General features: G+C 74.0%; 26 protein-coding genes and 1 pseudogene. 20 read left to right on the plus strand and 7 right to left on the minus strand.

Translation table 11 applies throughout. The annotated features are described in order from the left end of the window. Nucleotides 1-193 precede the first annotated feature (193 nt). Complete coding sequence (locus tag M1O15_RS27220; protein WP_248636847.1) at nt 194-397, plus strand: cold-shock protein; 204 nt, start codon at nt 194-196, stop codon at nt 395-397. Here M1O15_RS27220 and M1O15_RS27225 read toward each other — a convergent pair. After that, a complete protein-coding gene (locus tag M1O15_RS27225; protein WP_248636848.1) occupies nt 348-1667 on the minus strand; it encodes a cation:proton antiporter in 1320 nt (439 codons plus the stop codon). The two genes, M1O15_RS27220 and M1O15_RS27225, sit on opposite strands and share 50 nt — an antisense overlap. 260 nt (nt 1668-1927) lie before the next feature. On the opposite strand from M1O15_RS27225, the gene M1O15_RS27230 reads away from it, so the two are divergent. Then, a complete protein-coding gene (locus M1O15_RS27230) occupies nt 1928-2380 on the plus strand; it encodes a VOC family protein (RefSeq protein ID WP_248636849.1) in 453 nt (150 codons plus the stop codon). 113 nt (nt 2381-2493) lie between these two features. On the opposite strand, the gene M1O15_RS27235 is transcribed toward M1O15_RS27230, so the two are convergent. Both M1O15_RS27235 and M1O15_RS27240 read right to left on the minus strand, forming a co-directional pair. Beyond that, nucleotides 2494-3192 (minus strand): helix-turn-helix domain-containing protein, encoded by a 699-nt coding sequence (locus M1O15_RS27235; protein ID WP_248636906.1) that lies wholly within the window; start codon nt 3190-3192, stop codon nt 2494-2496. A 177-nt stretch (nt 3193-3369) separates the two neighbouring features. Further along, on the minus strand, nt 3370-4548 hold the full coding sequence (locus tag M1O15_RS27240) for a YihY/virulence factor BrkB family protein (RefSeq protein WP_248636850.1): 1179 nt from the start codon (nt 4546-4548) through the stop codon (nt 3370-3372). 17 nt (nt 4549-4565) lie between these two features. Between M1O15_RS27240 and M1O15_RS27245 the strand changes: the two genes are divergently transcribed. From M1O15_RS27245 to M1O15_RS27315, 16 genes are all read left to right on the plus strand, one after another. Beyond that, entirely contained in the window at nt 4566-6209 is a 1644-nt protein-coding gene (locus M1O15_RS27245; protein ID WP_248636851.1) for an acyl-CoA dehydrogenase family protein, read from the plus strand. A gap of 321 nt (nt 6210-6530) precedes the next feature. Continuing rightward, nucleotides 6531-7877: a GAF domain-containing protein gene (locus M1O15_RS27250; protein WP_248636907.1), complete on the plus strand. Its 1347-nt coding sequence runs from the start codon at nt 6531-6533 to the stop codon at nt 7875-7877. 22 nt (nt 7878-7899) lie between these two features. Continuing rightward, the gene (locus tag M1O15_RS27255; protein ID WP_248636852.1) at nt 7900-8460 is read left to right on the plus strand and encodes a GNAT family N-acetyltransferase; all 561 of its coding nucleotides are present in this window, start codon (nt 7900-7902) and stop codon (nt 8458-8460) included. Between the two features lie 156 nt (nt 8461-8616). Continuing rightward, a complete protein-coding gene (locus M1O15_RS31935; protein WP_361274330.1) occupies nt 8617-8700 on the plus strand; it encodes a putative leader peptide in 84 nt (27 codons plus the stop codon). 127 nt (nt 8701-8827) lie between these two features. Continuing rightward, entirely contained in the window at nt 8828-10525 is a 1698-nt protein-coding gene (locus M1O15_RS27260; protein WP_248636853.1) for a nitrite/sulfite reductase, read from the plus strand. Between the two features lie 31 nt (nt 10526-10556). Then, nucleotides 10557-10778 (plus strand): hypothetical protein, encoded by a 222-nt coding sequence (locus M1O15_RS27265; RefSeq protein WP_248636854.1) that lies wholly within the window; start codon nt 10557-10559, stop codon nt 10776-10778. Next, complete coding sequence (locus M1O15_RS27270) at nt 10775-11476, plus strand: phosphoadenylyl-sulfate reductase (RefSeq protein ID WP_248636855.1); 702 nt, start codon at nt 10775-10777, stop codon at nt 11474-11476. Before M1O15_RS27265 ends, M1O15_RS27270 begins: the two co-directional genes overlap by 4 nt. A gap of 65 nt (nt 11477-11541) precedes the next feature. After that, complete coding sequence (gene cysC / locus M1O15_RS27275; RefSeq protein ID WP_308282410.1) at nt 11542-12075, plus strand: adenylyl-sulfate kinase; 534 nt, start codon at nt 11542-11544, stop codon at nt 12073-12075. After that, nucleotides 12072-13016 carry a sulfate adenylyltransferase subunit CysD gene (gene cysD, locus M1O15_RS27280; protein WP_248636856.1) on the plus strand — a complete coding sequence of 315 codons (945 nt, stop codon included), beginning with the start codon at nt 12072-12074 and terminating at the stop codon, nt 13014-13016. Before cysC ends, cysD begins: the two co-directional genes overlap by 4 nt. A gap of 2 nt (nt 13017-13018) precedes the next feature. Then, nucleotides 13019-14380 carry a sulfate adenylyltransferase subunit 1 gene (locus tag M1O15_RS27285; RefSeq protein WP_248636857.1) on the plus strand — a complete coding sequence of 454 codons (1362 nt, stop codon included), beginning with the start codon at nt 13019-13021 and terminating at the stop codon, nt 14378-14380. A 279-nt stretch (nt 14381-14659) separates the two neighbouring features. Beyond that, the gene (locus tag M1O15_RS27290; RefSeq protein WP_248636858.1) at nt 14660-15772 is read left to right on the plus strand and encodes an ABC transporter substrate-binding protein; all 1113 of its coding nucleotides are present in this window, start codon (nt 14660-14662) and stop codon (nt 15770-15772) included. 42 nt (nt 15773-15814) lie between these two features. After that, complete coding sequence (locus M1O15_RS27295) at nt 15815-16609, plus strand: ABC transporter ATP-binding protein (protein WP_248636859.1); 795 nt, start codon at nt 15815-15817, stop codon at nt 16607-16609. Next, a complete protein-coding gene (locus tag M1O15_RS27300; RefSeq protein ID WP_248636860.1) occupies nt 16596-17513 on the plus strand; it encodes an ABC transporter permease in 918 nt (305 codons plus the stop codon). Before M1O15_RS27295 ends, M1O15_RS27300 begins: the two co-directional genes overlap by 14 nt. A gap of 9 nt (nt 17514-17522) precedes the next feature. Then, a complete protein-coding gene (locus M1O15_RS27305) occupies nt 17523-18272 on the plus strand; it encodes a sirohydrochlorin chelatase (protein WP_248636861.1) in 750 nt (249 codons plus the stop codon). A gap of 67 nt (nt 18273-18339) precedes the next feature. After that, complete coding sequence (locus M1O15_RS27310) at nt 18340-19011, plus strand: HEAT repeat domain-containing protein (protein WP_248636862.1); 672 nt, start codon at nt 18340-18342, stop codon at nt 19009-19011. 3 nt (nt 19012-19014) lie between these two features. Beyond that, nucleotides 19015-20112, plus strand: a complete 1098-nt coding sequence (locus M1O15_RS27315) for a HEAT repeat domain-containing protein (RefSeq protein WP_248636863.1) — start codon at nt 19015-19017, stop codon at nt 20110-20112. On the opposite strand, the gene M1O15_RS27320 is transcribed toward M1O15_RS27315, so the two are convergent. The 3 genes and pseudogenes from M1O15_RS27320 to mgt form a co-directional block, all read right to left on the minus strand. After that, entirely contained in the window at nt 20057-20929 is an 873-nt protein-coding gene (locus M1O15_RS27320) for an alpha/beta fold hydrolase (RefSeq protein ID WP_372499596.1), read from the minus strand. The genes M1O15_RS27315 and M1O15_RS27320 overlap by 56 nt on opposite strands. 48 nt (nt 20930-20977) lie before the next feature. Further along, entirely contained in the window at nt 20978-21532 is a 555-nt protein-coding gene (locus M1O15_RS27325; protein WP_248636865.1) for a DUF1697 domain-containing protein, read from the minus strand. A gap of 143 nt (nt 21533-21675) precedes the next feature. Next, a pseudogene (mgt, locus tag M1O15_RS27330) lies at nt 21676-22912 on the minus strand (macrolide-inactivating glycosyltransferase). A 76-nt stretch (nt 22913-22988) separates the two neighbouring features. Between mgt and M1O15_RS27335 the strand changes: the two are divergent. After that, nucleotides 22989-23858, plus strand: a complete 870-nt coding sequence (locus M1O15_RS27335) for an aminoglycoside phosphotransferase family protein (protein ID WP_248636867.1) — start codon at nt 22989-22991, stop codon at nt 23856-23858. Nucleotides 23859-23935: 77 nt separating this feature from the next. Then, a complete protein-coding gene (locus M1O15_RS27340; protein ID WP_248636868.1) occupies nt 23936-24775 on the plus strand; it encodes an alpha/beta fold hydrolase in 840 nt (279 codons plus the stop codon). Nucleotides 24776-24824: 49 nt separating this feature from the next. Here the strand turns inward: M1O15_RS27340 and M1O15_RS27345 are convergent, their stop codons facing one another. Continuing rightward, nucleotides 24825-25547 carry a 3'-5' exonuclease gene (locus M1O15_RS27345; RefSeq protein ID WP_248636869.1) on the minus strand — a complete coding sequence of 241 codons (723 nt, stop codon included), beginning with the start codon at nt 25545-25547 and terminating at the stop codon, nt 24825-24827. Nucleotides 25548-25630: the final 83 nt, after the last annotated feature.

Raw genomic sequence — 25630 nt, forward strand, 5'->3', positions numbered from 1 at the left:
CCGCCGCGGTTTTTCGTGCCGGGAACCCTCCGCCGGCCGGGTCCCACGGCGACCTCACAGCACCGGATGCGTCCCGGCAGCGTGTCGAAGGCGGGCGGCAGGGTAGCGTGATGACCAGCCTCCGACCTTGTCGGAGCGCTCACTGTCTCATTCCGCCGAGTCCGTGTACTCGGCGCTAGCGAAGGAACATCGCATGGCCAGCGGCACCGTCAAGTGGTTCAACGCGGAGAAGGGCTTCGGATTCATCGAGCAGGCGGGCGGCGGCCCGGACGTCTTCGCCCACTACAGCAACATCTCCGGCAACGGATACCGCGAGCTGCAGGAGGGTGAGACCGTCACGTTCGACATCACCCAGGGGCAGAAGGGCCCGCAGGCGGAGAACATCGTCCGCGGCTGAACCACGGGTCGTATCGAGGGCCTCGACCGTTTCGGTCGGGGCCCTCGGTGTGTCCCCGCCCGCGGACCCGGAACCGGCGGCCACGCACCCCGCCGCCGAAGCCGCCACGCAACCGGCCGCGCCACCGGCCGTGGCGTGCCGTCCCACTGCCGGCCCAGCGGGCGGTCAGCGGGCCGAGGAGGACGAGCAGCAGGACATAGGCGGTGGCCAGCGGGCCGATCCGGGGTTCGGTGGCGGCGGCCAGACCGGCGATGACCACGGAGAACTCGCCCCGGGCGACCAGAGCCCCGCCCGCGCGCAGCCGGCCGCGCCGTCCGATGCCCGCCCGCCGTGCCGCGTACCAGCCGGTGGCGATCTTGGTGGCGGTGGTGACAGCGGCCAGCAGCAGCGCGGGCAGCAGCACCGGCGGGATGGCCGCCGGGTCGGTGGACAGCCCGAAGAAGACGAAGAACACCGCGGCGAACAGGTCCCGGAGCGGGCTGAGCAGCCGCCGCACCCCTTCGGCGACCTCCCCGGAGAGCGCGATGCCGACGAGGAACGCGCCGACCGCGGCCGACACCTGGAGCCGCTGGGCGATCCCGGCGACCAGCACGGTCAGACCGACCACCACGAGCAGCAGCATCTCCGGGTCGTCGGAGGAGACGGCCCGGCTGATGAGGCGGCTGTGGCGGAGTGCCGCGTACAGCACGGCGCCGACCGTGCCGAGGGCGATGGCGAGCGCCACCCCGCCGCCGGCCAGCCCGACCCCGGCGAGCAGCGCGGTGAGCAGCGGCAGATAGAGGGCCATCGAGAGGTCCTCGATGACCAGCACGCCGAGGATGACGGGCGTCTCCCGGTTGCCGAGGCGCCCGAGGTCGGTGAGGACCTTGGCGATCACGCCGGAGGACGAGATCCAGGTGACGCCGGCCAGGGCGACCGCGCCGACCGGCCCCCAGCCCAGCAGCAGCGCGGCGACGGCGCCGGGGGTGGCGTTGAGGACCAGGTCGACCAGGCCGGAGGGGTACTGGGTGCGCAGACTGGTGACCAGGTCGGAGGCGCTGTACTCCAGGCCGAGCATGAGCAGCAGCAGGATCACGCCGATCTCGGCCCCGGCGGCGACGAAGCCCTCACTGGCGTAGAGCGGCATCAGCCCGCCCTGTCCGAAGGCCAGTCCGGCGAGCAGGTAGAGCGGGATCGGGGAGAGCCCGACCCGGCCGGCGAGCCGGCCGATGAGGCCGAGGGTGAGGATGACCGCGCCGAGTTCCACCAGCAGGGCGGTGGTGTCGTGCACCTCAGCCACCCCCTGGTACGGCGGGGCGTGCGGGGGTGGGCCGGGGCGCGGGCGGTGGGGTGCGGCGCGTCGCCATGGTCGGCCCTCCGCGTACGGCCCGGGCAGACGGGGCGCACGGCCCCCGGGCGGTGGGGGTGGTCGTCCTCCCATTACACCGTGGTCCGCGCGGGGCCGCCCGCCCATGCCCGCCGGCGGGGCCGGGGCCGCCCGCGTCCGATTCGTTCAAGACCCGTGCCCGGGGCGGCTCCTACGGTGGGGCCATGACCAGTTCAGCGATGACCGGAAATCCTCGTACGACCGCACCGGTGCTCGACGCCGTCGGGATCGTCACCTCCGACATGGCGGCCTCCCTGGCCTTCTACCGTCGGCTGGGGCTGGACATCCCGGCCGGGGCGGAGGAGGCGCCGCATGTCGAGGTGGTGCTGCCCGGCGGGATACGGGTGCTGTGGGACACCGAGGAGGTGATCGGCTCCTTCGACCCGGGCCGGCAGCGCCCCCGGGGCGGCGACCGGATCGGCCTCGCCTTCCGCTGCGCGACACCGGCGGCGGTGGACGCGGTGTACGAGGAGCTGCTGGCCGCCGGCAGCGGCGGCCACCTCGCCCCCTGGGACGCCGTCTGGGGCCAGCGCTACGCGGTGGTGCTCGACCCGGACGGGATGGGCGTGTCCCTCTTCGCCGACCGCGACCCCGCCGCCGGGGAACCGGGAAGCTGAACGGGCGTACGGGCAGGGACGGGACGGGGGCGGGAGCCGGAGGGCGTACGCGACGGGAGACGGAAGCCGGGTCGTACGGCCCGCTCGCTTCCCCGCCCCACACGGGCGGACCGTCACCCTCCGGTCGCGGTCGCCGTGTACGCGGTGAGGGTCGTCCCGGCCAGGGCACGGACCTCGCGGGCCAGATGGGCCTGGTCGGCGCAGCCGGCGGTGAGGGCGGCCTCGGCGTAGGGGGTGCCGGCGCGGACCAGGGCGAGGGCGCGTTGCAGCCGGAGCACCCGGGCGAGGGTCTTGGGGCCGTAGCCGAAGGCGTCCAGGCAGCGGCGGTGCAGCCGGCGGGCGCCGAGCCCGGCGGTGGCGGCGGTGTCCGCGACGGTACGGCCCTGGGCGAGGGCCCGGGCGACGGCGCGGGTCAGCGGGTCGGGGCGGGGCGCGTCCGCGGCGAGCCCCAGGGCCAGCGCCTCCAGGGCGGTGGACGGGTCGGGGGCGTCGGCGATCCGCTCGGCGAGCCGCCGGACCCGGCCGCCGGGCCAGAGGGCGGCCAGCTCCACCCGCTGGTCGCGCAGGGTGTGCGCGGGGACGCCGAGCAGGGCCGGTGCGTCGCCCGGGGCGAAGCGGACGCCGGTCCAGGCGCCGCCATCGGCCTCCCCGGCGGCGTGGGGGCCGGTGTCGGGGCCGGCCACCAGCAGCCGTCCGTCGTGGAACAGCAGGTCCATGCAGCCGTCGGGCAGCACCGCGCCACCGGACGGACCGGCCGGGGTGTGCGCCCAGACGACGGCGCCGTCCAGACGAGCGGGACGCTCCTCGTACACCACGCGATCCAGGCTACGGCGTACGCCGGGGCCGCCCCGTGGCAGCGGTACGGGCCCGGCCGCCGCCTGTCGCCACCGCGTACGCCCGCGCCGCCCGCGCCGGGCCGCGGCGGCCGGGTACGGCCCCGGCCGCCGCACACGGCCCGTCGCCGGAAGCAGGCGGATGCCCCCGTACCGCTACGGCGTGTCGCCGTGTTCGCCGCGGCGGGGGCCGCCCTCCTCGTCGGCCTCGCGTTCGCGTTCGCGCTGGTAGTGCAGCCGGGCGCGGACGTCCTCGGGGGGCAGGAAGCGGGACCAGCGTTCGGGGAACTCGGAGGGCATGTCGGGGTCGTCCTCGTCCAGGGTCTCGGCCGCGGCCTTGGCCCGGGCGACCAGCTCTATGGCGGCCTCGGCGGCGCGGAGCCGCTCGGTCTCGGCGCGGGCGGCGGCGGTGGTGGCGGCCGGCCAGACCCGGTCGATGGCCGCGTTGACCGCGGCGCCGACCAGCACGGCGAAGGCGGAGATCCCTATCCAGAGCAGGACGGCGATGGGCGCGGCGAGGGAGCCGTAGATGGTGGGGCCCTCGACCTGGCTGGTGAGGTAGATCCGCAGCCCGGCGCTGCCCAGCACCCACATGGCGAGCGCCACCAGCGCGCCGGGGACGTCCTCGATCCACGGTGAGCGCACCGGCACGGACACGTGGTAGAGCGTGGTGAGGAAGGCGACCGACAGCAGGATGACCACCGGCCAGTACAGGACGCTGACCACCTCCTGACCGTACGGCACCCACTCCACCAGCTGGTCGGGGCCGACCACCGCCAGCGGCAGCACCACCGCGCCGATCACCATGGCGACGATGTAGAGCAGGAAGGCGAGCAGCCGGGTGGCGACGATGCCGCGGTGCCCGTCCAGCCCGTACATCACCGTGATGGTGTCGATGAAGACGTTGACCGCCCGGGAGCCGGACCACAGGGCGATGGCGAAGCCGATGGAGATGACATCGGGCCGGCCGCCCTGGGTGACGTCCTCAAGCAGCGGGCGGGCGATGTCGTTGACGCCCCGGTCGGAGAGCACGGTGCCGACCGCCCGGAGGATGTTCTCCTCGATGGAGGCGACGGTGGTGGTGTTGGTCCAGTCGTCCACATAGCCGAGCAGCCCGAGCAGCCCGAGCATCAGCGGCGGCAGCGAGAGCAGGGTGAAGAACGCGGCCTCGGCCGCGAGCCCCAGAATGCGGTACTCGACGCACGAGTTGACGGTGTCCTTGAGGAGAAGCCAGGCAAGGGTCCGTTTCGAGACGTTGCGGTAGAGGGCCCGGGCCCGGTGGAGCCTGCCCGTGGGCTTGCCCGCCCCCGGGGGTGTTTCGTTCGCTGCCTGCACCTCCTTACCGTATCCGCATGGCGACCACCACCCACACAGTGACCAACCAGGCCCCGCCCCTGGTGGGGTACGACGTCTTCCGCTCCGACCGCGTGCTCGCCGAGGCGGTGGAGCGCCACCTCGATCCGGGGCTGCTGGACGAGGCGCTCGGTGAGCTGTCCACCCTGGGGACCAGCGCCGGTTCGGCGCAGGCGCAGGAGTGGGGCGCGCAGGCCAACGCGTACCCGCCGGTGCTCCGGACACACGACCGCTACGGCAACCGGATCGACGAGGTCGACTTCCATCCGGCCTGGCACCGGCTGCTGGGCCACGCGGTGACCAACGGGCTGACCGACGCCTGGGGCCGGCCCGGCGGCCATGTGCGGCGGGCGGCCGGTTTCCTGGTGTGGACGCAGGCCGAGCCGGGGCACGGCTGTCCGCTGTCGATGACCCACGCGGCCGTTCCGGCGCTGCGCGCGGATCCGGAGCTGGCGGCCTTCTGGGAGCCGAAGCTGACCTCGCAGGTGTACCAGGGCGAGGAGCTTGCCGCCCCGGCCGCGAAGACCGGGGTGCTGTTCGGGATGGGGATGACGGAGAAGCAGGGCGGCAGCGACGTCCGGGCCAACACCACCGAGGCCGTCCCGCTCGCCGCCGACGGGGAGTACGCGCTGACCGGGCACAAGTGGTTCTGCTCGGCGCCGATGTCGGACGCCTTCCTGGTGCTGGCGCGGGCGCCGGGCGGGCTGAGCTGCTTCCTGGTGCCCCGGGTGCTGGACGACGGGACCCGGAACACCTTCCGCATCCAGCGGCTCAAGGACAAGCTGGGCAACCGCTCGAACGCCTCCGGCGAGGTGGAGTTCGACGGGACCTGGGCGCGCCGGGTGGGTGAGGAGGGGCGCGGGGTGCGGACCATCATCGAGATGGTGGCGGCGACCCGGCTGGACTGCGTGCTGGGCTCGGCGGCGCTGATGCGGCAGGCGGTGGCGCAGGCGGTGCACCACGCCGCGTACCGCTCGGCCTTCGGCGGCCCGCTGATCGGCAAGCCGCTGATGCGCAACGTCCTGGCCGATCTGGCGCTGGAGTCGGAGGCGGCGACCGTGCTGGCGCTGCGCCTCGCGGCGGCGTACGACGCGGATACGGACGGGGAGCGGGCGCTGCTGCGGCTGGCGGTGCCGGCGGCGAAGTACTGGGTGACCAAGCGGGCCGTCCCGGTGGCCGCGGAGGCGCTGGAATGCCTGGGCGGCAACGGCTATGTGGAGGAGTCGGGGATGCCCCGGCTGCTGCGCGAGGCGCCGCTGAACTCCATCTGGGAGGGCTCGGGCAATGTCCAGGCGCTGGATGTGCTGCGGGCGCTGGGCCGGGAGCCGGCCGCGATGGACGCCTACCTCCGGGAGGTGGGCGCGGCGCGCGGCGCGGACCACCGGCTGGACGGGGCGGTCAAGGACCTGCTCACCGAACTGGCCGACCTGGAGGGCGCGGAGGGCCGGGCGCGGCGGCTGGTGGAGCGGATGGCGCTGGTGCTCCAGGGTTCGCTGCTGGTGCGGTACGCGCCGTCCGCGGTGGCGGACGCGTTCTGCGGCTCGCGGCTGGGCGGTGACTGGGGCGCGGCCTTCGGCACCCTGCCGCACACCCTGGACCTGGCGGCGGTGGTGGAGCGCGCCCGCCCGGAGCTGCCCGCCTGAGAGGACAGCGGACGCGGGGCGGGGCGCGGGCCGGTGTCCAGTAGCGGCCCGCGCCCCGGCGGACGGGCGGGGTGGTGCTGCGCCGACACGGCACCAACCCGCCGCCGTACCGGCGAGCCGGCACGTCTCCACTCTGGTACGCGGGCGGGCCCGGGCGCGAGGGTTGCAAGGGGTTGCAGGGGTGGCGCGCGGGTGGCGCGCGGGTGGTGGGCGGGCACCCTGACGGGGAGGAGAATGGCCGGTGTGCTCCACCGCGCCGACGCGGGCGGACACGGCAGCCGGGAGGGGACCGTGAGCAAGGCCGGGCGGGCCGTCGTCGACATGTCGTCACTCGCCGCGATGGACGCGCGGGAGGCGGCGCTGCTGCTGAAGGGGGTGCGCGACGCCGAACTGGGCGGGCGGGCCGCCCCGTTGGCGCCGCGTGCGGAGATCCGCGACTCCTGGCGGCGGCTGCTGCGCACCGGGCTGGACCCGGACCGGGACCACCGGACGGGGCTGCTGACGGCCCAGGAGCTGGAGCGGCGCCGGACCGCCTCCCCGCTGCGGGGGCTGCTGCCGCTGCTGCGCCAGGAGCTGGGGGCGGCCGGCGGGACCGGGCTGCGGCACATCATGGTGGTGGCGGACGCCGAGGGCCGGGTGCTGTGGCGGGAGGGGCATCCGGCGGTGCTGCGGATGGCGGACGGGCACGGCTTCGCGCCGGGGGCGGACTGGGCGGAGGACACCGTCGGGACGAACGGGGTGGGCACCGCGCTGGTGACCGGGCGGCCGGTGCAGGTGCACTCGGCGGAGCACTTCGTCTCCACCCACCATGCCTGGACCTGCGCGGGCGCCCCGGTGACCGACCCCCGGGACGGGCGGCTGCTGGGGGCGGTGGACGTCAGCGGCCCGCTGGCCACCCTCCATCCGGCGACGCTGATGCTGGTCGGCTCGGTGGCCCGGCTGGCCGAGGCGGAACTGCGCAACCGGCACTTCGGGGCGCTGGCCCGGCTGCGGGCGGTGGCGGCTCCGGTGCTGTGCCGGGTGGGCGGCCGGGCGCTGGCGGTGGACGGGCACGGGTGGACGGCGGGGCTGACCGGTCTGGCGCCGGTGGACCGGCTGGCGCTGCCGCCCTCGTTCGGCGCGGGCCGGGTGCGGCTGGCGCCGCTGGGGCTGTGCGAGGTGGAGCCGCTGCCGGGCGGCTGGCTGGTACGGGTGGTGGAGGAGGACGAGCGGACGGCGGCGGCGACCCGGGTGGTGCTGGACCTCGGCGGTCCGGGCCGGGCGCGGGTGGAGGTGTCCGGGGCGGCCGGGGGCTGGGCGCAGGAGCTGAGCCCGCGCCACGCGGAGCTGCTGCATGTGCTGGCGCGGCACCCGGGCGGGCGGACGGCGGCGGAGCTGGCCGGCGATGTGTTCGGCGACCCGTCCCGTACGGTCACGGTGCGGGCGGAGATGTCCCGGGTCCGGCGCACCCTGGGCGGGCTGCTGGACCACCGCCCGTACCGCTTCCGCGCGGAGGTGGAGGTGACGGTGGTCCCGCCCCGGGGTCGAGCACCGCAACCGGCCGCCGCGGCCCCCTCCCCGGCCCCGGGTGCGCCGACCCCGTCCCCCGCCCATGCACCGTCCGCCCCGGCCCCGGTCCCGTCCCCCGCCCGCGGGCCGTCACCGTCCCCCGCGCGTCTCACGCGCTGAGCGGCGTGGTTCGCTTGTCGGTATGAGCCTCACCGTCACCACCTGGTCCCTGGAGCAGACCTCCCCCGACGACCTGCGCCCGGCGGCCGGACCGCCCGAGGGCGTCACCGTCGTCCGGGCCGAGGTGCCCTCGCCCGAGTTCAGCCGGTATCTGTACGCGGCGGTCGGCGGGGACCTGCAATGGACCGACCGGCTGCCGTTGAGCCGGGAGCGGTGGCGGGAGCTGGTGGAGCGTCCGGGGACCGAGACCTGGGTGGCGTACGAGCACGGCACCCCGGCCGGGTACGTGGAGCTGGCCGCGCAGGACGACGGCGCGGTGGAGATCGTCTACTTCGGGCTGCTGCCGCAGTTCCGGGGCCGGCGGATCGGTGGGTATCTGCTGTCGTACGGCACCGCGCGGGCCTGGGACCTGGCGGAGCGCTGGCCGGGCCGGGCCCCGGTGAAGCGGGTGTGGCTGCACACCTGCTCGCTGGACGGCGAACACGCCATGGCCAACTACCGGCGGCGGGGCTTCCGGCTCTTCGACACCACGGTGGAGCAGGAGTCCGAGCGCCCCGACCCCGCCCTCTGGCCGGCCGGCTGACCTCTTCCCCCCTTCGCCTTCACCGACGCGCGGGCGGGCGCGCCGCCGAGCCCCCCAGTCCGTGACCCAGACCACACCGTCCCCATGATGAGACGATGATGTCCAGATCGTGGACAATGGTGGACTGGGTCCAAAGTCCCGTGCCACGCTTCCGTCATGCCTACCGCTGGAACCGCCTTGACGAGTCGACGCCATGTCGACCTCGGCCGCATGTCCAGCGCCATCTGTCCGGTGAGCTGAGCTCCCCAGCACCTCCGCGTTCCGCAATCCTTCTGCACCCCCCGCGCACCGCCGCGCCCTCACGCCGTCCCGCGTGCGCGTGTGCAGGTCAGAGCCGCCCTCCTGCAGTCCCGAAGGACGTATCGCCATGGCCGCCACCCCAGAGAAGCCCGCTTCCGCCACGGCCCGCCGCAAGGCCGGACGCCACCGCGGCGAAGGCCAGTGGGCCGTTGGCCACTTCACGCCCCTCAACGGCAACGAGCAGTTCAAGAAGGACGACGACGGTCTCAATGTGCGGACACGTATTGAGACGATCTATTCCAAGGCCGGTTTCTCCTCCATCGACCCCAACGACCTGCGCGGCCGGATGCGCTGGTGGGGGCTGTACACCCAGCGCAAGCCCGGGATCGACGGCGGCAAGACCGCGATCCTGGAGCCGGAGGAGCTGGACGACGAGTTCTTCATGCTCCGGGTGCGCATCGACGGCGGCCGGCTGACCACCGCCCAGCTGAGGGTGATCGGTGAGATCTCCCAGGAGTTCGCGCGCGGCACCGCCGACATCACCGACCGGCAGAACATCCAGTACCACTGGATCCGGATCGAGGACATGCCGGAGATCTGGCGCCGCCTGGAGGAGGTTGGCCTGTCGACCACCGAGGCCTGCGGCGACACCCCGCGGGTGGTGCTCGGCTCCCCGGTCGCCGGGATCGCCGAGGACGAGATCATCGACGGCACCCCCGCCATCGACGAGATCTACCGCCGGATCGTGGGCAACCCGGACTTCTCCAACCTGCCCCGCAAGTTCAAGTCGGCGATCTCCGGCTCCCCGCTGCTCGATGTGGCGCACGAGATCAACGACATCGCCTTCGTCGGGGTCGAGCACCCCGAGCACGGCCCCGGCTTCGACCTCTGGGTCGGCGGCGGGCTGTCCACCAACCCCAGGATCGGGGTGCGGCTGGGTGCCTGGGTGCCGCTGGAGGAGGTGCCGGACGTCTACGAGGGCGTCATCTCGATCTTCCGCGACTACGGCTACCGCCGGCTGCGCAACCGCGCCCGGCTGAAGTTCCTGGTCGCCGACTGGGGCGCGGAGAGGTTCCGCACCGTGCTGGAGGACGAGTACCTCAAGCGCCCGCTGCTCGACGGCCCGGCGCCCGAGCAGCCCGTGCGGCGCTGGCGCGACCACGTCGGGGTGCACCGGCAACGGGACGGCCGCTACTACGTGGGCTTCGCCCCCCGGGTCGGCCGTGTCGACGGTGCCACGCTCACCAAGATCGCCGAGGTGGCCGAGGCGCACGGCTCGGGCCGGCTGCGCACCACCGTCGAGCAGAAGATGATCGTGCTGGACGTCGAGCAGGACCAAGTCGAGTCGCTGGCCTCGGCGCTGGAGTCGCTGGACCTCACCGTCCGGCCCTCCTCGTTCCGGCGCGGCACCATGGCCTGCACCGGGATCGAGTTCTGCAAGCTGGCCATCGTGGAGACCAAGGCCCGCGGCGCCTCGCTCATCGACGAACTGGAGCGCCGCATCCCGGAGTTCGACGAGCCGATCACCATCAACATCAACGGCTGCCCCAACGCCTGCGCCCGTATCCAGGTGGCGGACATCGGTCTCAAGGGCCAGCTGGTCATGGACGAGCAGGGCAACCAGGTGGAGGGCTACCAGGTGCATCTGGGCGGCGCGCTCGGCCTGGAGGCCGGCTTCGGCCGCAAGGTCCGCGGGCTGAAGGTCACCGCAGCCGAGCTGCCGGACTACGTCGAGCGGGTGCTGCGCCGCTTCCAGGAGCAGCGCGAGGACGGCGAGCGGTTCGCCGTCTGGGCGGCCCGGGCCTCCGAGGAGGCGCTGTCATGACCCGCCTTACGAGCGGCCGGAGGGCCGGGCGATGAGTGAGCGCGCGGCGCCGTTCTACTGCCCGTACTGCGGCGACGAGGATCTGCGGCCCAGCGAGGAGGGGCACGGCGCCTGGGAGTGCGCGTCCTGCAACCGGGCCTTCCGGCTGAAGTTCCTGGGACTGCTGACCCGGGGGCTGGCCCGCGGCGGGAACGGGCGGTCGGACGCATCCGATGACCAGGCCCAGGCACATCCAGGCGAGGAGGGGGCATGACCGCGGTGCGCACCGAAGAGGAGCTGTCCCGGCTCGCCGAGCGGGCGGGCCGGGAGCTGGAGGAGGCGTCGGCGCTGGAGGTCCTCACCTGGGCGGCCGAGACCTTCGGCCCGCGGTTCTGTGTGACCTCCTCCATGGAGGACGCGGTCGTCTCCCACCTCGCCTCCCGGGCGATGCCCGGCGTGGACGTGGTCTTCCTGGACACCGGCTACCACTTCGAGGAGACCATCGGCACCCGGGACGCGGTGGACGCCGTCATGGACGTCAACGTCATCACGCTGACCCCGCGGCGGAGCGTCGCCGAGCAGGACGCCGAGCACGGCCCGCGGCTGCACGAGCGGAACCCCGACCTGTGCTGCGCGCTGCGGAAGGTCGAGCCGCTGGAGCGGGGCCTTTCCGGCTACGACGCCTGGGCGACCGGGCTGCGCCGCGACGAGTCCCCGACCCGGGCGAACACCCCGGTGGTCGGCTGGGACCCCCGCCGCCGCAAGGTGAAGGTGGCCCCGATCGCCCGCTGGACGCAGGCCGATGTGGACGCCTACGTCAGTGAGCACGGGGTGCTGACCAACCCGCTGCTGATGGACGGCTACGCCTCGGTGGGCTGCGCCCCCTGCACCCGCCGGGTCCTGGAGGGCGAGGACGCCCGGGCCGGCCGCTGGGCGGGCCGGACCAAGACCGAGTGCGGACTGCACCTCTGACCCCGCGTCCGCGCCCCCGGACCAGCCCACCACATCAGACCACTCAAGCCATCCAGGAGTACGACGTGACCGGAGCCACCGTCTGGCTCACGGGTCTGCCGAGCGCCGGCAAGACCACCATCGCCCATGAGCTGGCCGCCCGGCTGCGCGCCGAGGGGCGCCGGGTGGAGGTGCTGGACGGCGACGAGGTCCGGGAGTTCCTTTCGGCGGGTCTCGGCTTCTCCCGCGAGGACCGGCACACCAACGTCCAGCGGATCGGCTTCGTGGCCGAGCTGCTGGCCTCGCACGGGGTGCACGTACTGGTGCCGGTGATCGCCCCGTACGCCGACAGCCGCGAGGCGGTCCGCAAGCGCCACGGCGCGGAGGGCACCCCGTATCTGGAGGTGCACATCGCCACCCCGGTGGAGGTCTGCTCGGTACGGGACGTCAAGGGGCTGTACGCCAAGCAGGCCGCGGGTGAGATCTCCGGGCTGACCGGGGTGGACGACCCCTACGAGGAGCCGGAGCGGCCCGACCTGCGGATCGAGTCGCAGCACCAGACCGTCGCCGAGTCGGCCGAGGCCGTGTACGCGCTGCTGAGCGAGAGGGGACTGGCATGACCACCGAGACCACCACCCGGGGTGGAACCGGCGGGGCCGACAGCCCGTTCGCGCTGTCGCACCTGGACGCCCTGGAGTCCGAGGCGGTGCACATCTTCCGCGAGGTGGCGGGCGAGTTCGAGCGGCCGGTGATCCTGTTCTCCGGCGGCAAGGACTCCATCGTGATGCTGCACCTGGCGCTGAAGGCCTTCGCGCCCGCGCCGGTGCCCTTCGCCCTGCTGCACGTGGACACCGGGCACAACTTCCCCGAGGTCATCGACTACCGCGACCGCGCGGTGGCCCGGCACGGGCTGCGCCTCCATGTGGCCTCCGTGCAGGAGTACATCGACCGCGGGGAGCTGCGGGAGCGGCCCGACGGCACCCGCAACCCGCTGCAGACCGTGCCGCTGACCGAGGCCATCCGCACCCACCGCTTCGACGCGGTCTTCGGCGGCGGCCGCCGCGACGAGGAGAAGGCCCGCGCCAAGGAGCGCGTCTTCTCGCTGCGCGACGAGTTCTCCCAGTGGGACCCGCGCCGTCAGCGCCCCGAGCTGTGGAACCTCTACAACGGGCGGCACGCCCCCGGCGAGCACGTCCGGGTCTTCCCGCTCTCCAACTGGACCGAGCTGGACGTCTGGCAGTACATCCAGCGCGAGGGCATCGAGCTGCCGGAGATCTACTTCGCCCATGAGCGGGAGGTGTTCGCCCGCGGCGGGATGTGGCTGACCGCCGGCGAGTGGGGCGGCCCCAAGGAGAGCGAGCCGGTGCAGACCCGGCTGATCCGCTACCGCACGGTCGGCGACATGTCCTGCACCGGGGCCGTCGACTCCGACGCCACCACGCTCGACGCGGTGATCGCCGAGATCGCCGCCTCCCGGCTCACCGAGCGGGGCGCCACCCGCGCCGACGACAAGCTCTCCGAGGCCGCGATGGAAGACCGCAAGCGCGAAGGGTACTTCTAGCCATGACCAGCACCCCCACCGACGCCTCCGCCGGGCCGGCCGGGATATCGGCCACCACCCTGCTGCGCTTCGCCACCGCCGGTTCCGTGGACGACGGCAAGTCCACCCTGGTCGGCCGTCTGCTGCACGACTCCAAGTCGGTCCTCACCGACCAGCTGGAGGCGGTCGAGCGGGTCTCCCTGGGCCGCGGCCAGGAGGCGCCCGACCTGGCGCTGCTCACCGACGGGCTGCGCGCCGAGCGCGAGCAGGGCATCACCATCGATGTGGCGTACCGCTACTTCGCCACGCCCCGGCGGCGGTTCATCCTCGCCGACACCCCCGGCCATGTGCAGTACACCCGCAACATGGTGACCGGCGCCTCCACCGCCGAGCTGGCCGTCGTGCTGGTCGACGCCCGCAACGGGGTGGTGGAGCAGACCCGGCGGCACGCCGCCATCGCCGCCCTGCTGCGCGTCCCGCATGTCGTCCTCGCGGTCAACAAGATGGACCTGGCCGACTACGCCGAGCCCGTCTTCGCCGCGATCGCTGAGGAGTTCACCGCGTATGCCACCGCGCTGGGCGTCCCGGAGGTCACCGCCATCCCGATCTCGGCGCTGGCCGGCGACAACGTGGTGGAGCCCTCGGCCCATATGGACTGGTACGGCGGCCCCACCGTCCTGGAGCACCTGGAGACCGTCCCGGTCAGCCATGACCTCACCGGCTGCCCGGCCCGCTTCCCGGTCCAGTACGTGATCCGCCCGCAGAGCGCCGAGCACCCCGACTACCGCGGCTACGCCGGCCAGATCGCCTCCGGCGCGCTGCGCGTCGGCGAGCCGGTCACCGTCCTGCCTTCCGGGAAGACCTCGGTGATCGAGGGGATCGACGCGCTGGGCGAGCCGGTGGACATCGCCTGGGCGCCCCAGTCGGTCACCCTCCGCCTGGCGGACGACATCGACATCTCGCGCGGCGATCTGATCGCCCCGACCGCGGCGGCCCCGGCCACCACCCAGGACGTGGTGGCGACCGTCTGCCATGTGGCCGACCAGCCCCTCACCGTCGGCCGGCGGGTGCTGCTCAAGCACACCACCCGTACCGTCAAGGCCGTCGTCAAGGAGATCCCGTCCCGGCTGACCCTGGACGACCTCTCCCAGCACCCCTCGCCGGGCACCCTGGCCGCCAACGACATCGGCCGGGTGGTGGTGCGCACCGCCGAGCCGCTGCCGCTCGACGCCTACGCCGACTCCCGCCGTACCGGATCGTTCCTGCTCATCGACCCGGCCGACGGCACCACGCTCTCCGCGGGCATGGCCGGCGACGCCTTCGCCGCGGCCCCCGCCGATGAACCGGCCGAGGCCCCCGAGGACGACGACGGCTGGGACTTCTGACACCCCTGACGACTCGTCTCCCTCACTGGAACGGAACTCCATGACCGACATCTACGCCACCTTCGCCAAGGAGGGCGGCCGGGTGGGCAGCGGCCGACTCGGCAGCGGGCAGGGCGGGGTGGCGCGATGTGCGCGATGACGTACGCGCACCGCTCGCGCGCCCACGCCCCCCACGCAGCCGTGCCTCCCCCACGACGAAGACCCACCGACCACCCGGCCACCACCCTTCCGGACCATCGGAGTACGTGAGCCCCGGGCCAACGAGAGAGAAGACCTCCCGTGCCTGCTTCCGTCCGCACCACCACCCTGCGCCGCGGCGCCGCCGCCGCTGCCGCCCTGCCCATGCTGATCGGGGCGCTCGCGTCCTGCGGCTACGGCTCCGAGTCCTCCGACGACACCAAGAAGGTGTCCGCGAAGGGCGAGAAGCTCTCCGCCGACACGGTGCGGCTGGGCCACTTCCCCAACCTGACGCACGCCACCGCGCTGGTCGGCGACCAGGAGGGCATCTTCCAGAAGGAGCTGGGCGGCACCCAGCTGAAGACGGTCCCGTTCAACGCCGGGCCCTCGGAGATCGAGGCGCTCAACGCCGGCTCCATCGACATCGGCTTCATCGGCCCCTCGCCGTCCATCAACGGCTACACCAAGTCCGGCGGCAAGAACCTCCGCATCATCTCCGGCTCGGCGTCCGGCGGCGTCAAGCTGGTGGTCAACCCGGACAAGATCAAGTCCCTGAAGGACGTCAAGGGCAAGCGGATCGCGACCCCGCAGCTCGGCAACACCCAGGACGTGGCGTTCCTGCACTGGGCCTCCGAGCAGGGCTGGAAGGTGGACGCGCAGAGCGGCAAGGGTGACGTCTCGGTGGTCCGCACCGACAACAAGGTGACCCCCGACGCGTACAAGTCCGGCTCCATCGACGGCGCCTGGGTGCCCGAGCCGACCGCCTCCAAGCTGGTCAGCGAGGGCGCCAAGGAACTGCTGAACGAGTCCGACATCTGGCCGGACAAGAAGTTCGTCATCACCAACATCATCGTGTCGCAGAAGTTCCTCACGGAGCACCCGGACGTGGTCGAGGCGGTGCTGCGCGGTTCGGTGAAGACCAACGCCTGGATCAACGCCAACCAGGACAAGGCCAAGGCGTCCGCGAACGCCAAGCTGAAGGAGCTGTCCGGCAAGCCGCTCGGCGCCGAGGTCATCGACGGCGCCTGGCCGTCCATCCAATTCACCGACGACCCGCTGGCGGCCACCCTGCAGGCGCAGGCGGACCACGCGGTGAACGCCGGGCTGCTGGAGAAGCCGGAGCTCAAGGGCATCTACGACCTGAAGCCGCTGAACAAGATCCTCAAGGCCGAGGGCAAGCCCGAGGTCGACGACGCCGGTCTCGGCGCCGAGTAACAGCACCCCGCGTTCCCAGGACTCTCTCAGGAGGTGACGACCATGGCCACCACGCTCACCAAGGCCGAGGACCGTGCCGCGGACACCGCGTCGCACGCCGCCCGGCTCCGGCATGTGTCCAAGTCCTTCGCCACCCCGGCGGGACGGCAGCTCGTGCTGGACGACATCTCACTGGATGTCGCCCCGGGCGAGTTCGTCACCCTCCTGGGGGCGTCGGGCTGCGGCAAGTCCACCCTGCTCAACCTGGTCGCCGGGCTGGACAAGCCCAGCGCCGGGGCGATCGACACCCCCGGCGGCCGGCCGGCGCTGATGTTCCAGGAGCACGCGCTGTTCCCCTGGCTGACGGCCGGCAGGAACATCGAACTGGCGCTGCGGCTGCGCGGAGTGGAGCGCTCCGCCCGCCGCCCGGAGGCCGAGCGGCTGCTGGAGCTGGTGCGCCTCGGCGGCGCGTACGGCAAGCGGGTGCACGAGCTGTCCGGCGGTATGCGGCAGCGCGTGGCGCTGGCCCGGGCACTGGCCCAGGACAGCGAACTGCTGCTGATGGACGAGCCGTTCGCGGCACTGGACGCCATCACCCGCGACGTGCTGCACGACGAGCTGACCCGCATCTGGCGGGAGACCAGCGTCTCGGTGCTGTTCGTGACCCACAACGTCCGCGAGGCGGTACGGCTGGCCCAGCGGGTGGTGCTGCTCTCCTCCCGGCCCGGGCGGATCGCCCGGGAGTGGACCGTGGACATCGAGCAGCCGCGCCGTATCGAGGACGCGGACGTGGCCGAGCTGTCCGTCGAGATCACCGAAGAACTGCGTGGGGAGATCCGCCGCCATGGCCGGCACTGAGACGAAGGCCGTCACCAAGACGGCCAAGACGCCCCGTCCGGCCAAGGGCGACGACCTGGCCGGTCTGGAGGCGGGCCTGGACGCGCTGGACGCGGTGCAGGTCACCCGTACCCCGGTGCGCGAGGTGCTGCTGCGCAAGGTGCTGCCGCCGGTGGTGGCGGTGGCGCTGGTCCTGGCGGTGTGGCAGCTGCTGGTGTCCGCGCAGGTCACCGACGCGTACAAGCTGCCGCCGCCGGCCGCGGTCTGGGACAGCCTGCGGAAGATGTGGCTGGAGGGGACCCTGCTGGAGGTCCTGTGGACCAGTGTGTCCCGGGCCCTGCTGGGCTTCCTGATGGCGCTGGCGATCGGCACCCCGCTGGGGCTGCTGGTGGCCCGGGTGCGGGTGGTGCGGGCCGCGATCGGCCCGATCCTCTCCGGGCTCCAGTCCCTGCCCTCGGTGGCCTGGGTGCCCCCGGCGGTGCTCTGGCTGGGCCTCAACGACTCGATGATGTTCGCGGTGATCCTGCTGGGCGCGGTGCCGTCGATCGCCAACGGGCTGGTCGCGGGCATCGACCAGGTGCCCCCGCTGTTCCTCCGCGCCGGCCGCACCCTCGGCGCCACCGGCCTGCGCGGCGCCCGGTTCGTGATCATGCCCGCCGCCCTCCCCGGCTATCTGGCCGGGCTGAAGCAGGGCTGGGCGTTCTCCTGGCGGTCGCTGATGGCGGCGGAGATCATCGCCTCCTCGCCCGACCTGGGCCTGGGGCTGGGCCAGCTGCTGGAGAACGGCCGCAACAACATCGACATGCCGGGCATCTTCCTGGCCATCATCCTGATCCTGGTGGTCGGTGTCGCCATCGACCTGCTGATCTTCAGCCCGCTGGAGCGCGCCGTACTGCGCTCCCGCGGCCTGTTGGTCAAGAGCTGAGTGGTCCCCATGCACCTCCTGTCCCCTTCCCCCGTCCTGCTGGTCATCGCGCACGGCAGCCGCGACCCGCGGCACGCCGCGACGGTCCGCGCCCTGGTGGACCGAGCCGCCGCGCTGCGCCCCGGCCTGCGCACCGAGACGGCGTTCCTGGACTTCAACGTCCCCTCGGTGGGCGCCGTGCTGGAGCGGCTGGCCGCCGAGGGGGTACGGGGCGTGGTGGCGCTCCCGCTGCTCCTCACCCGCGCCTTCCACGCCAAGTCCGACGTCCCGGCCGTACTGTGCCAGGCCCCGCCCTCCCTGCGCATCCGCCAGGCGCCGGTGCTCGGCCCCTCCCCGCTCCTCCTCTCCGCGCTGGAGCGGCGGCTGTACGAGGCGGGGCTGACCCCCGCCGACAAGCGCTCGACCGGGGTCGTGCTGGCCTCGGCGGGCTCCAGTGACCCGGAGGCGATCGCGGTGATCGCAGATGTGGCGCGGGAGCTGCGGCGTACCGGTTGGTGCGCTGTGCGGCCCGCGTTCGCCTCCGCATCCCCTCCCCGCACCGAGGACGCGGTACGCGCGCTGCGCGAGACCGGGGTCTCCCGGGTGGCCGTCGCCCCCTACGTCCTGGCCCCGGGGCGCCTCCCTGACCGGATAGCGGCCGGCGCGGCGGACGCCGACATCCTCGCCGACGTCCTCGGCCCGGCCCCCGAGGTGGCCCGGCTGCTCCTCACCCGCTACGACGAGGCCCGCGCCGGCGCGGGCGTCCTGGTGGCCGCGTAGGCCTGTCCGCCGCCACTTGACCTTGACACGGTGACAAGGCCTTCACTGCCGTCAAGGAGGTGGTCACATGACCATGGTGGACAAGGACGACCAGACGGCGCGCGCCCTACGAGGGCTGGCCCACGGGGACACATCGGTACGGCTGCGGGCCGCGCTCGCCGTCGGCACCGCCCCGGCCCCGGAGGCGGTGGGGGCGCTGATCGAGCGGTGCGCGATCGAACCGGACTTCTCCGTACGCGAGATGCTGACCTGGGCGCTCACCCGCCACCCGGCGGCGCTGACCCTCCCGCCGCTCCTCGCCGAGGTCCGCTCGGAGCGCACCCAGGCCCGGAGCCAGGCCCTGCACACCCTCTCCAAGATCGGCGACCCCCGAGCCTGGCCGGCGATCACCCCGGACCTGCTCGCCGACCCCGACGACGAGGTGGCCCGGTCCGCCTGGCGAGCCGCAGTCGTCCTCGTACCCGAGGACGAGAAGCACCGCCTGGCCACATCATTCACCACCCAGCTCGGCCGCGGCGGCCACGAGACGCGACTGAGCCTCAGCCGGGCCCTGACCGCCCTCGGCGAAGCGATGCTGTCGCCCCTGAGCGGCGCGGCGAGCGATCCCGACCCCGAGGTCCGCGCCCACGCGCTGGCCACCGAGCGGCTGTGGCAGGATCCGGACGCAGGGTTCGCGTCCGCGATCGAGGAGGCCAAGCGCCTGGTAGCCCTCGGCGGCGCAGGACGGGAGGGGCGGTAGACGGTGCTGATCGGCGAGGTCGCCCAGCGGTCCGGAGTCAGCGCCCGCATGCTCCGGCACTACGAGTCGCTGGGCCTGGTGTGCCCCTCGGGCCGCACCGGCTCCGGCTACCGGGAGTACACCGACGAGGACATCCGGCGGATCTTCCACATCGAGAGCCTCCGCTCCCTGGGTCTGTCCCTGCGCGAGGCTGGGCGCGCGCTGGACGACCCGGCCTTCGCCCCCACCCAGCTCGTCACCGACCTCATCCGCCAGACCCGGGACCGTATCGCCGCGCAGACAGACCTCCTCACCCGGCTGACCCGCATCAGTGCCGCGGAACCGTCCGACTGGGAGGACGTCCTCCACACCGTCGCCCTCCTCCAGGCGCTCGGCTCCCCCAGCGCCAGAGCCCGGCAACGCGCCGCCCTGTCGGCGGCGAAGGACACCCCCATCCCACCGGAGGCACTGGCAGAGGCCATCCTGACCGAGTCGGACCCGGTCGTCGCCGGAGCCCTGCGCTGGGCCCTGGCCCACTCCGGCGGCCCCGCCCCCGCACTCCTGGCCCACGGCCTCGCATCCCCCTCGCCCGAGGTCCGGCAGCGCGCCGTCCAGTCCCTCGCCGAACTCCCGGACGGCACCTCGACCGCCCTGCTGCGCACCGCCCTCCCCCACCCCGACCCGGTCGTCCGCGCCCACGCGGCCCTGGCGCTCGGAGCCCGCGGGGTGGCCGACGCGGTCCCGGCCCTCGTCGACCTCATCGTGGAGGGCCGCAACGACACCGACGCGGCCGACGCCTTGAGCGCCCTCGCCGCCGACCCCGCCGCGACCGACGCCATCGCCACCGCCCTGGTCGACCGCCTCGCCCAGGGCACCCCCGCCCCCACCGCCCGCCGCCGACTGGCCCAAGCCCTCGCGGACATCCCCGGAGGCACCGCGTCCGACGCCCTGGCCGAACTCTCCCAGGACGAGGACCGCGCCGTAGCCCTGACCGCGACCTACGTCCTCCGGCTCCGCGAGTCCACCGGTGAGCGGACCGAGTCCACCGGTGAGCGGACCGCGCCCCCTACCCGGCGGCCCCGTCAGCCGCCCGCTCCAGAAACCCATCCACCGTCCGGCTGAACCACCCCTGGTCGTCCAGCCACAGATAGTGCCCGCCGCCCGGCTGCACCACCGCCGTGCCGTGCGGCAGCAGCGCGGCGATCTCCCGGGCGACCTCCGGCCGGGGCCCGCTGTCCAGCTCCCCGGCCAGCACCAGAACGGGCGCGTCCAGCGCCCCGAGGGCCACACGCCCCGCCTCCGGCTCGAAAGCCCCCGGCGCGGCATACCCGGCCCCGGCCTCCTCGTTCGTCTCTCCGGCATCCCCGGCCGCGTGCGCCCGCGCGGCCGCGTCCCAGCGGCCGTAGAAGAAGGGCATGGCGGCGTCGAAGTCCTCCTCGCCCGCCTGCCCCGCCCAGATCCGGTCGTACGCCTCCCGCCCCTCCGCGTACCAGGGCTCCCCCTTCCGCAGATCCGCCGCCTCGCCCCTGTCCCGGACGGTGAACTCCACGCCCAGCACCCGGGCCCGGGAGGTGACCAGCACCAGCGCCCGCACCCGCTCCGGGTACCGGGCGGCGTAGGCCAGCGCGAGGTCCCCGCCCGCCGAGTGCGCCAGCAGGTCCACCCGCTCCAGCCCCAGGGCGACCCGCAGCGCCTCCACGTCGTCCACCTGCCGGTCGCAGCGGTACGAGCCGGGGTCCTTCGGCACCGCCGACTCCCCCGTCCCCCTCAAGTCCAACCGCACCAGCCGCCGATACCGGTCCAGCCCGCCCAGATCCCCCAGATACGCCGACGCCCGCATCGGCCCTCCGGGCAGGCAGATCAGCGGTTCACCGGTGCCGGTGCCGTGCCAGGCGAGCAGGGTCCCATCGGGTGCGCGAAAGCGGTTCACACCCGCCATGATCATCTTCCCCGTCCACCCCGGGCAAGCCCCCGCCGCCCGGCCGGCTCACCCTCCCCCGGTCAACTCCGCCAGCTTGACGACCGTGTTCCAGTTGCGGGTGGTGGCGGTGAGGCCCCTGAGGAGGGCGGGGCGGGCGAGGGCTTCGGCGAGCTTGGAGCGGCCGAGGCCGTCGGGGGCGTAGAGGTAGAGGGCGCGGTCGCCGAGGCGGAAGTCCTCGGGGGCGAAGGCGGCGGTGTCCAGGGCGGCGAAGCGCGCCGGGGCGACCGGGTCGGAGAAGTAGGTGACATGGAGCTGGCGGGGCTCCAGTCCGGCGGCCGGGAAGGGGCAGTCGTCGGCGATGGCGCGGAGGTACGGAGCGGAGCGCACCAGGCAGTCGGCGCGGAAGCCGAACCGCTCCTGGACGGCCTCCTCGATCCGGGTGGCGAGGGCGTCCTCCCCTTCGGCGGAGGCGGAGGTGAAGACGGCGTTGCCGCTCTGGAGGTAGGTGGACACCTCGGTGTGGCCGAGCGTGGTCAGCAGGGCGCGCAGGTCGGCCATGGGGAGCTTCTTGTGGCCGCCGACGTTGATACCGCGCAGCAGCAGGGCGTATCTGGTGGTCATGGACGCCACCGTAGTGGGCGGCCGCCGTGCCCCATGGGGGACGGCGCGGCGGCCGCCGGGCGGCCCCGGGCGGGGCGCCGTCCCACACCCTGCTTGATTGACGCGTCTCCATCAAGTACGCCTGCCGGTGAGCCGAAGTGCGCTCAGTGCCGGGGCAGTTCGGCCTCCACCAGGTCGGCCGCGCGCGGGGTGCCGCCCTCCTCGGACATCTCCCGGCGGATGGCCTCGGCGCGGCGGGCGGTCTCGGGGTCGGCGACCAGCTCCAGCACCGCGGTGCGCAGCGCCTCGGCCGTGGCCTGCTCGGTGTCGAGGCGGCGGGCCACACCGAGGGAGACCAGCATGTCGGCGTTCCCGAACTGGTCGGCGGCCTGCGGGACGGCGACCATGGGGGTGCCGGTGGTCAGGCCCTCCTGGCTGCCGCCCATGCCCGCGTGGGTGATGAAGGCGTCGGCCTGGCGCAGCACGGCGAGCTGGGGCACCCAGGTGCGCACCTCGATGTTGCCGGGCACGGCGCCCAGTTCGGCGGGGTCGACGTGCTTGCCGATCTGGAGCACCACATGCCAGCCGGGCAGACCGCCGAAGGCCTCGACGCAGGCGCGGTAGAAGGCGGGCTGCTTGGTGAAGGCGGAGCCGAGCGAGACCAGCAGCACCTTCTCGGCGCCGTCCGGCCGCTGCCAGCCGCCCTGGTCGGCCCGCTCGCCCTGGCAGGCGCCGACGAACCGGTAGACGGACTGGTCCACCCGGTCGGCGTTCGGCTGGAGCGCCCGGGGGATGAGGACGACCGCCTTGCGGGGGCGGCCGATGAACCGGGCCGGGTCGGCGTCGATGCCGTGCTCCGCGAGCCAGCCCTGGTAGCGCTCGTAGTACGCCTTGCCGCGTTCGCTCTGCCTGAGCTCGGCGTACATCGGGTCGCCGACCTCCTCCTCGTAGCCCTCCCAGGGGGCCATGTGCGGCCAGAGGGAGAGGGCGGGCACGCCCCAGCGGTGGGCGAGGACGGGTGCGGCGGCGCAGGCGGTGTCGTGCAGGACGAGGTCCGGCCGGTCGCCCTCGAAGGCGTCGGCGAGCTGCGGCAGCGCCTGGATGGCGTCGGCGAGGAACGGTTCCAGGTTCTCGACGAGTTCGGTGCCCCAGGCGTCGGGGTCGTCGTCGGTCGGCAGCGTGGAGGTGTACGGGACGGGCCGGGCGCCGGTGGCGGCGACCTGCTCGGCGAAGGAGGCCGGGACGGCGAAGCTGACCCGGTGGCCGCGGTCGACCAGTTCCCGGATCACATCGAGGTGCGGGTTCACATGGCCGTGGGCGGCGATGGAGAACATGGCGATATGGGCGCGCGGGGTGGTGGTCATGGCGACGACCCTACGCGAGACGATACGTATCGTGCAACTGATGTGCGGGTCGCTCGGACGGGGCCGGCGGGCGAGTGGAAGACTGGCGGTCGGTGAAAGGGAGGCGGTCGGGGATGGACGAGGCACGGGCACGGGAGGTGCTGGCCGCGGCGGGGCTGGCGGGCCGGGGCGGTGGCGCGGAGCTGCTGGCGCTCGGCGAGAACGCCGTCTTCCGCACCGGCGCGGACGGCGGGCTGGTGGTCAAGGTCGGCCGGGAGGCCGCGCTGCTGGAGCGGGCCGGACGGGAGGTGGCGATCGCCGCCTGGCTCGCCGAGGCGGGGGTGCCCGCGGTACGGGCGGCCGAGCAGGAGCCGCGGCTGGTGGAGGGGCACCCGGTCACCGTCTGGCACCGGCTGCCCGAGGCCGTACGCCCGGCCGAGCCCCGCGACCTCGCCCCGCTGCTGCGGCGGGTGCACGCCCTGCCCGAGCCGCCGTTCGCCCTGCCGCCGCGGGAACTGCTCGGCGGCGTCGAGCGCTGGCTGCGGCTGGCGGGCGACGCGGTCGACCCGGCCGACGCGGAGTATCTGCGCGCCCGGCGCGACGGGTTCGCGGCGGCCGCCGCCGCTCTCGTCCCCCAGCTGCCGCCCGGCCCGATCCACGGTGACGCGCTGACCCGCAATGTGCACATCGGGCCGGACGGGCCGGTCCTGGTGGACCTGGAGACCTTCTCCTTGGACCTGCGCGAGCACGACCTCGTCGTCCTCGCCCTGTCCCGGGACCGCTACGGACTCGACCCGGCCGCCTATGACGCCTTCACCGAGGCGTACGGCTGGGACGTCCGCGCATGGGACGGCTGCGCGGTGCTGCGGGGCGCCCGGGAGACCGCCAGCTGCGCCTGGGTCTCCCAGCACGCCCCGGGCAACCCCAAGGCGCTGGCCGAGTTCCGCCGGCGGGTGGCCTCGCTTCGGGACGGCGACCCGGAGGTCCGCTGGTACCCCTTCTGAACCCCCGCCCCAGGGACGTAGGTTGAGTCGTTGACGTTCCCCGGCCGGCATGGCCCTCTCGACCACTGGAGAACCGTATGCGCGTGGAGCTGTCCGACGTTTCGCTGGAGGTCCAGGACAACGGCACCGGTCACGAACCGGTGCTGCTGTTGCACGGCTTTCCCGACACCCACGACCTCTGGCGGCACCAGGTCAAGGCGCTGGACGCGGCCGGCCACCGGGTGATCGCCCCCGATCTGCGCGGCTTCGGCGACTCGGGCCGGCCCGAGGACCCCACGGCCTACCACCCGCTCCACTCGGCCGGCGACCTGGTCCAGCTGCTGGACCGGCTGGACGTCGGCTCCGTCCATCTGGTCGGCCATGACTGGGGGTCGGCCGTCGCCCAGGCGCTGGTCGCCGTCGAGCCGGACCGGGTGGCCAGCCTGAGCCTGCTGTCGGTGGGGCACGGCGGTGCGCTGCTGTCGGCCGGCTGGGAGCAGCGCCGCCGCTCCTGGTACATCCAGCTGTTCCAACTGGCCGGGATCGCGGAGGACTTCGTCTCCCGGGACGACTTCGCCGTGCTGCGGGAGATGCTGGCCGGGCACCCGGACGCGGACGAGGCGGCGGCCCGGCTGCGCGAGCATGAGGCGCTCACCGCGGCGCTGGGCATCTACCGGGCGGGGCTGCCCCCGGAGGTGATGTTCGGCCCGGTGCCGGACGGGCCGAGGCTGCGCGGCCCGGTGCTGGGGGTGTGGAGTGATGGCGACCCCTTCCTCACCGAGCGGTCGATGACCGGGACGGAGGCGTTCGTGGACGGTGACTTCCGCTACGAGCGGGTGGAGGGCGTCGGCCACTGGCTCCCGCTGGAGGCCCCGGAGCGGGTGAACGAACTGCTGCTCGCCTTCTTCCGGGAGCACGGCTCGGGCGCCGGGGTCTGACAGGCGGGCCCGGGGGCGGCCCTGAGGGGCGCCGGGGCCTGACGGCCCCTCACCCCGCCACGGGTGCCGGTTCGCGCAGCGGCCACACCGGGTCGATGACGGCGTCCGGGCTGCCCTTGCGGCGCAGGAACCGCTGGAAGTCCGCCGCCCACTCGGCGTACCAGCGCACCTGCCGCTCGTGCAGCTCGACCGGGGTGAGCGCGGCCACCGCCGGGTGCCGCCCGGCTATGGCGCGGGCCACCAGGACGGCCGCCAGCGCGTCCGCGGCCGCCTGGTGGGCGGCGTCCAGCGCCACCCCGTACTCGGCGCAGACCGCCTCCAGGTTCCGCTTGCCGCGGCGGTAGCGGTCCACCGCCCGATCGATGGTGTACGGGTCGACCACCGGGCCGATCGGTGCGCCGCCCAGCCGCTCGGCCATCCCGGGCAGCCCGTGCCGGTGCAGTTCGGCGGCGAGCAGCGAGAGGTCGAACGCCGCGTTGTACGCCACCACGGGCACCCCGCGCAGCCAGTACCCGGCCAGCAGGGCGGCGAGCTCGTCCACCACCTCCCGGGCGGGTCGGCCCTCCGCGGCGGCCCGCTCGGTGCTGATGCCGTGGATCGCCGAGGCCTGGGCGGGGATCAGCACTCCCGGGTCGGCCAGCCATTCCCGGCGGCCGACCACCTCCCCGGCCCGCACCTCGACGAGGGCGGCGGTGACGATCCGCGCCTCACTCGGCTCCGTACCGGTCGTCTCCAGGTCGAAGCCGACCAGCGTCTCACCGTGCCAGCTCATGGTCCCCCCTCGTGTGGTGGTGCGGCGCACGCCGGTCGGCGCGCTTCCCCGTGACGCGCCCATGGCGCGCCCTCACCCGCGGC

The sequence above is a fragment of the Streptomyces lichenis genome (assembly GCF_023218175.1).
Lineage (GTDB): Bacteria > Actinomycetota > Actinomycetes > Streptomycetales > Streptomycetaceae > Streptomyces > Streptomyces lichenis.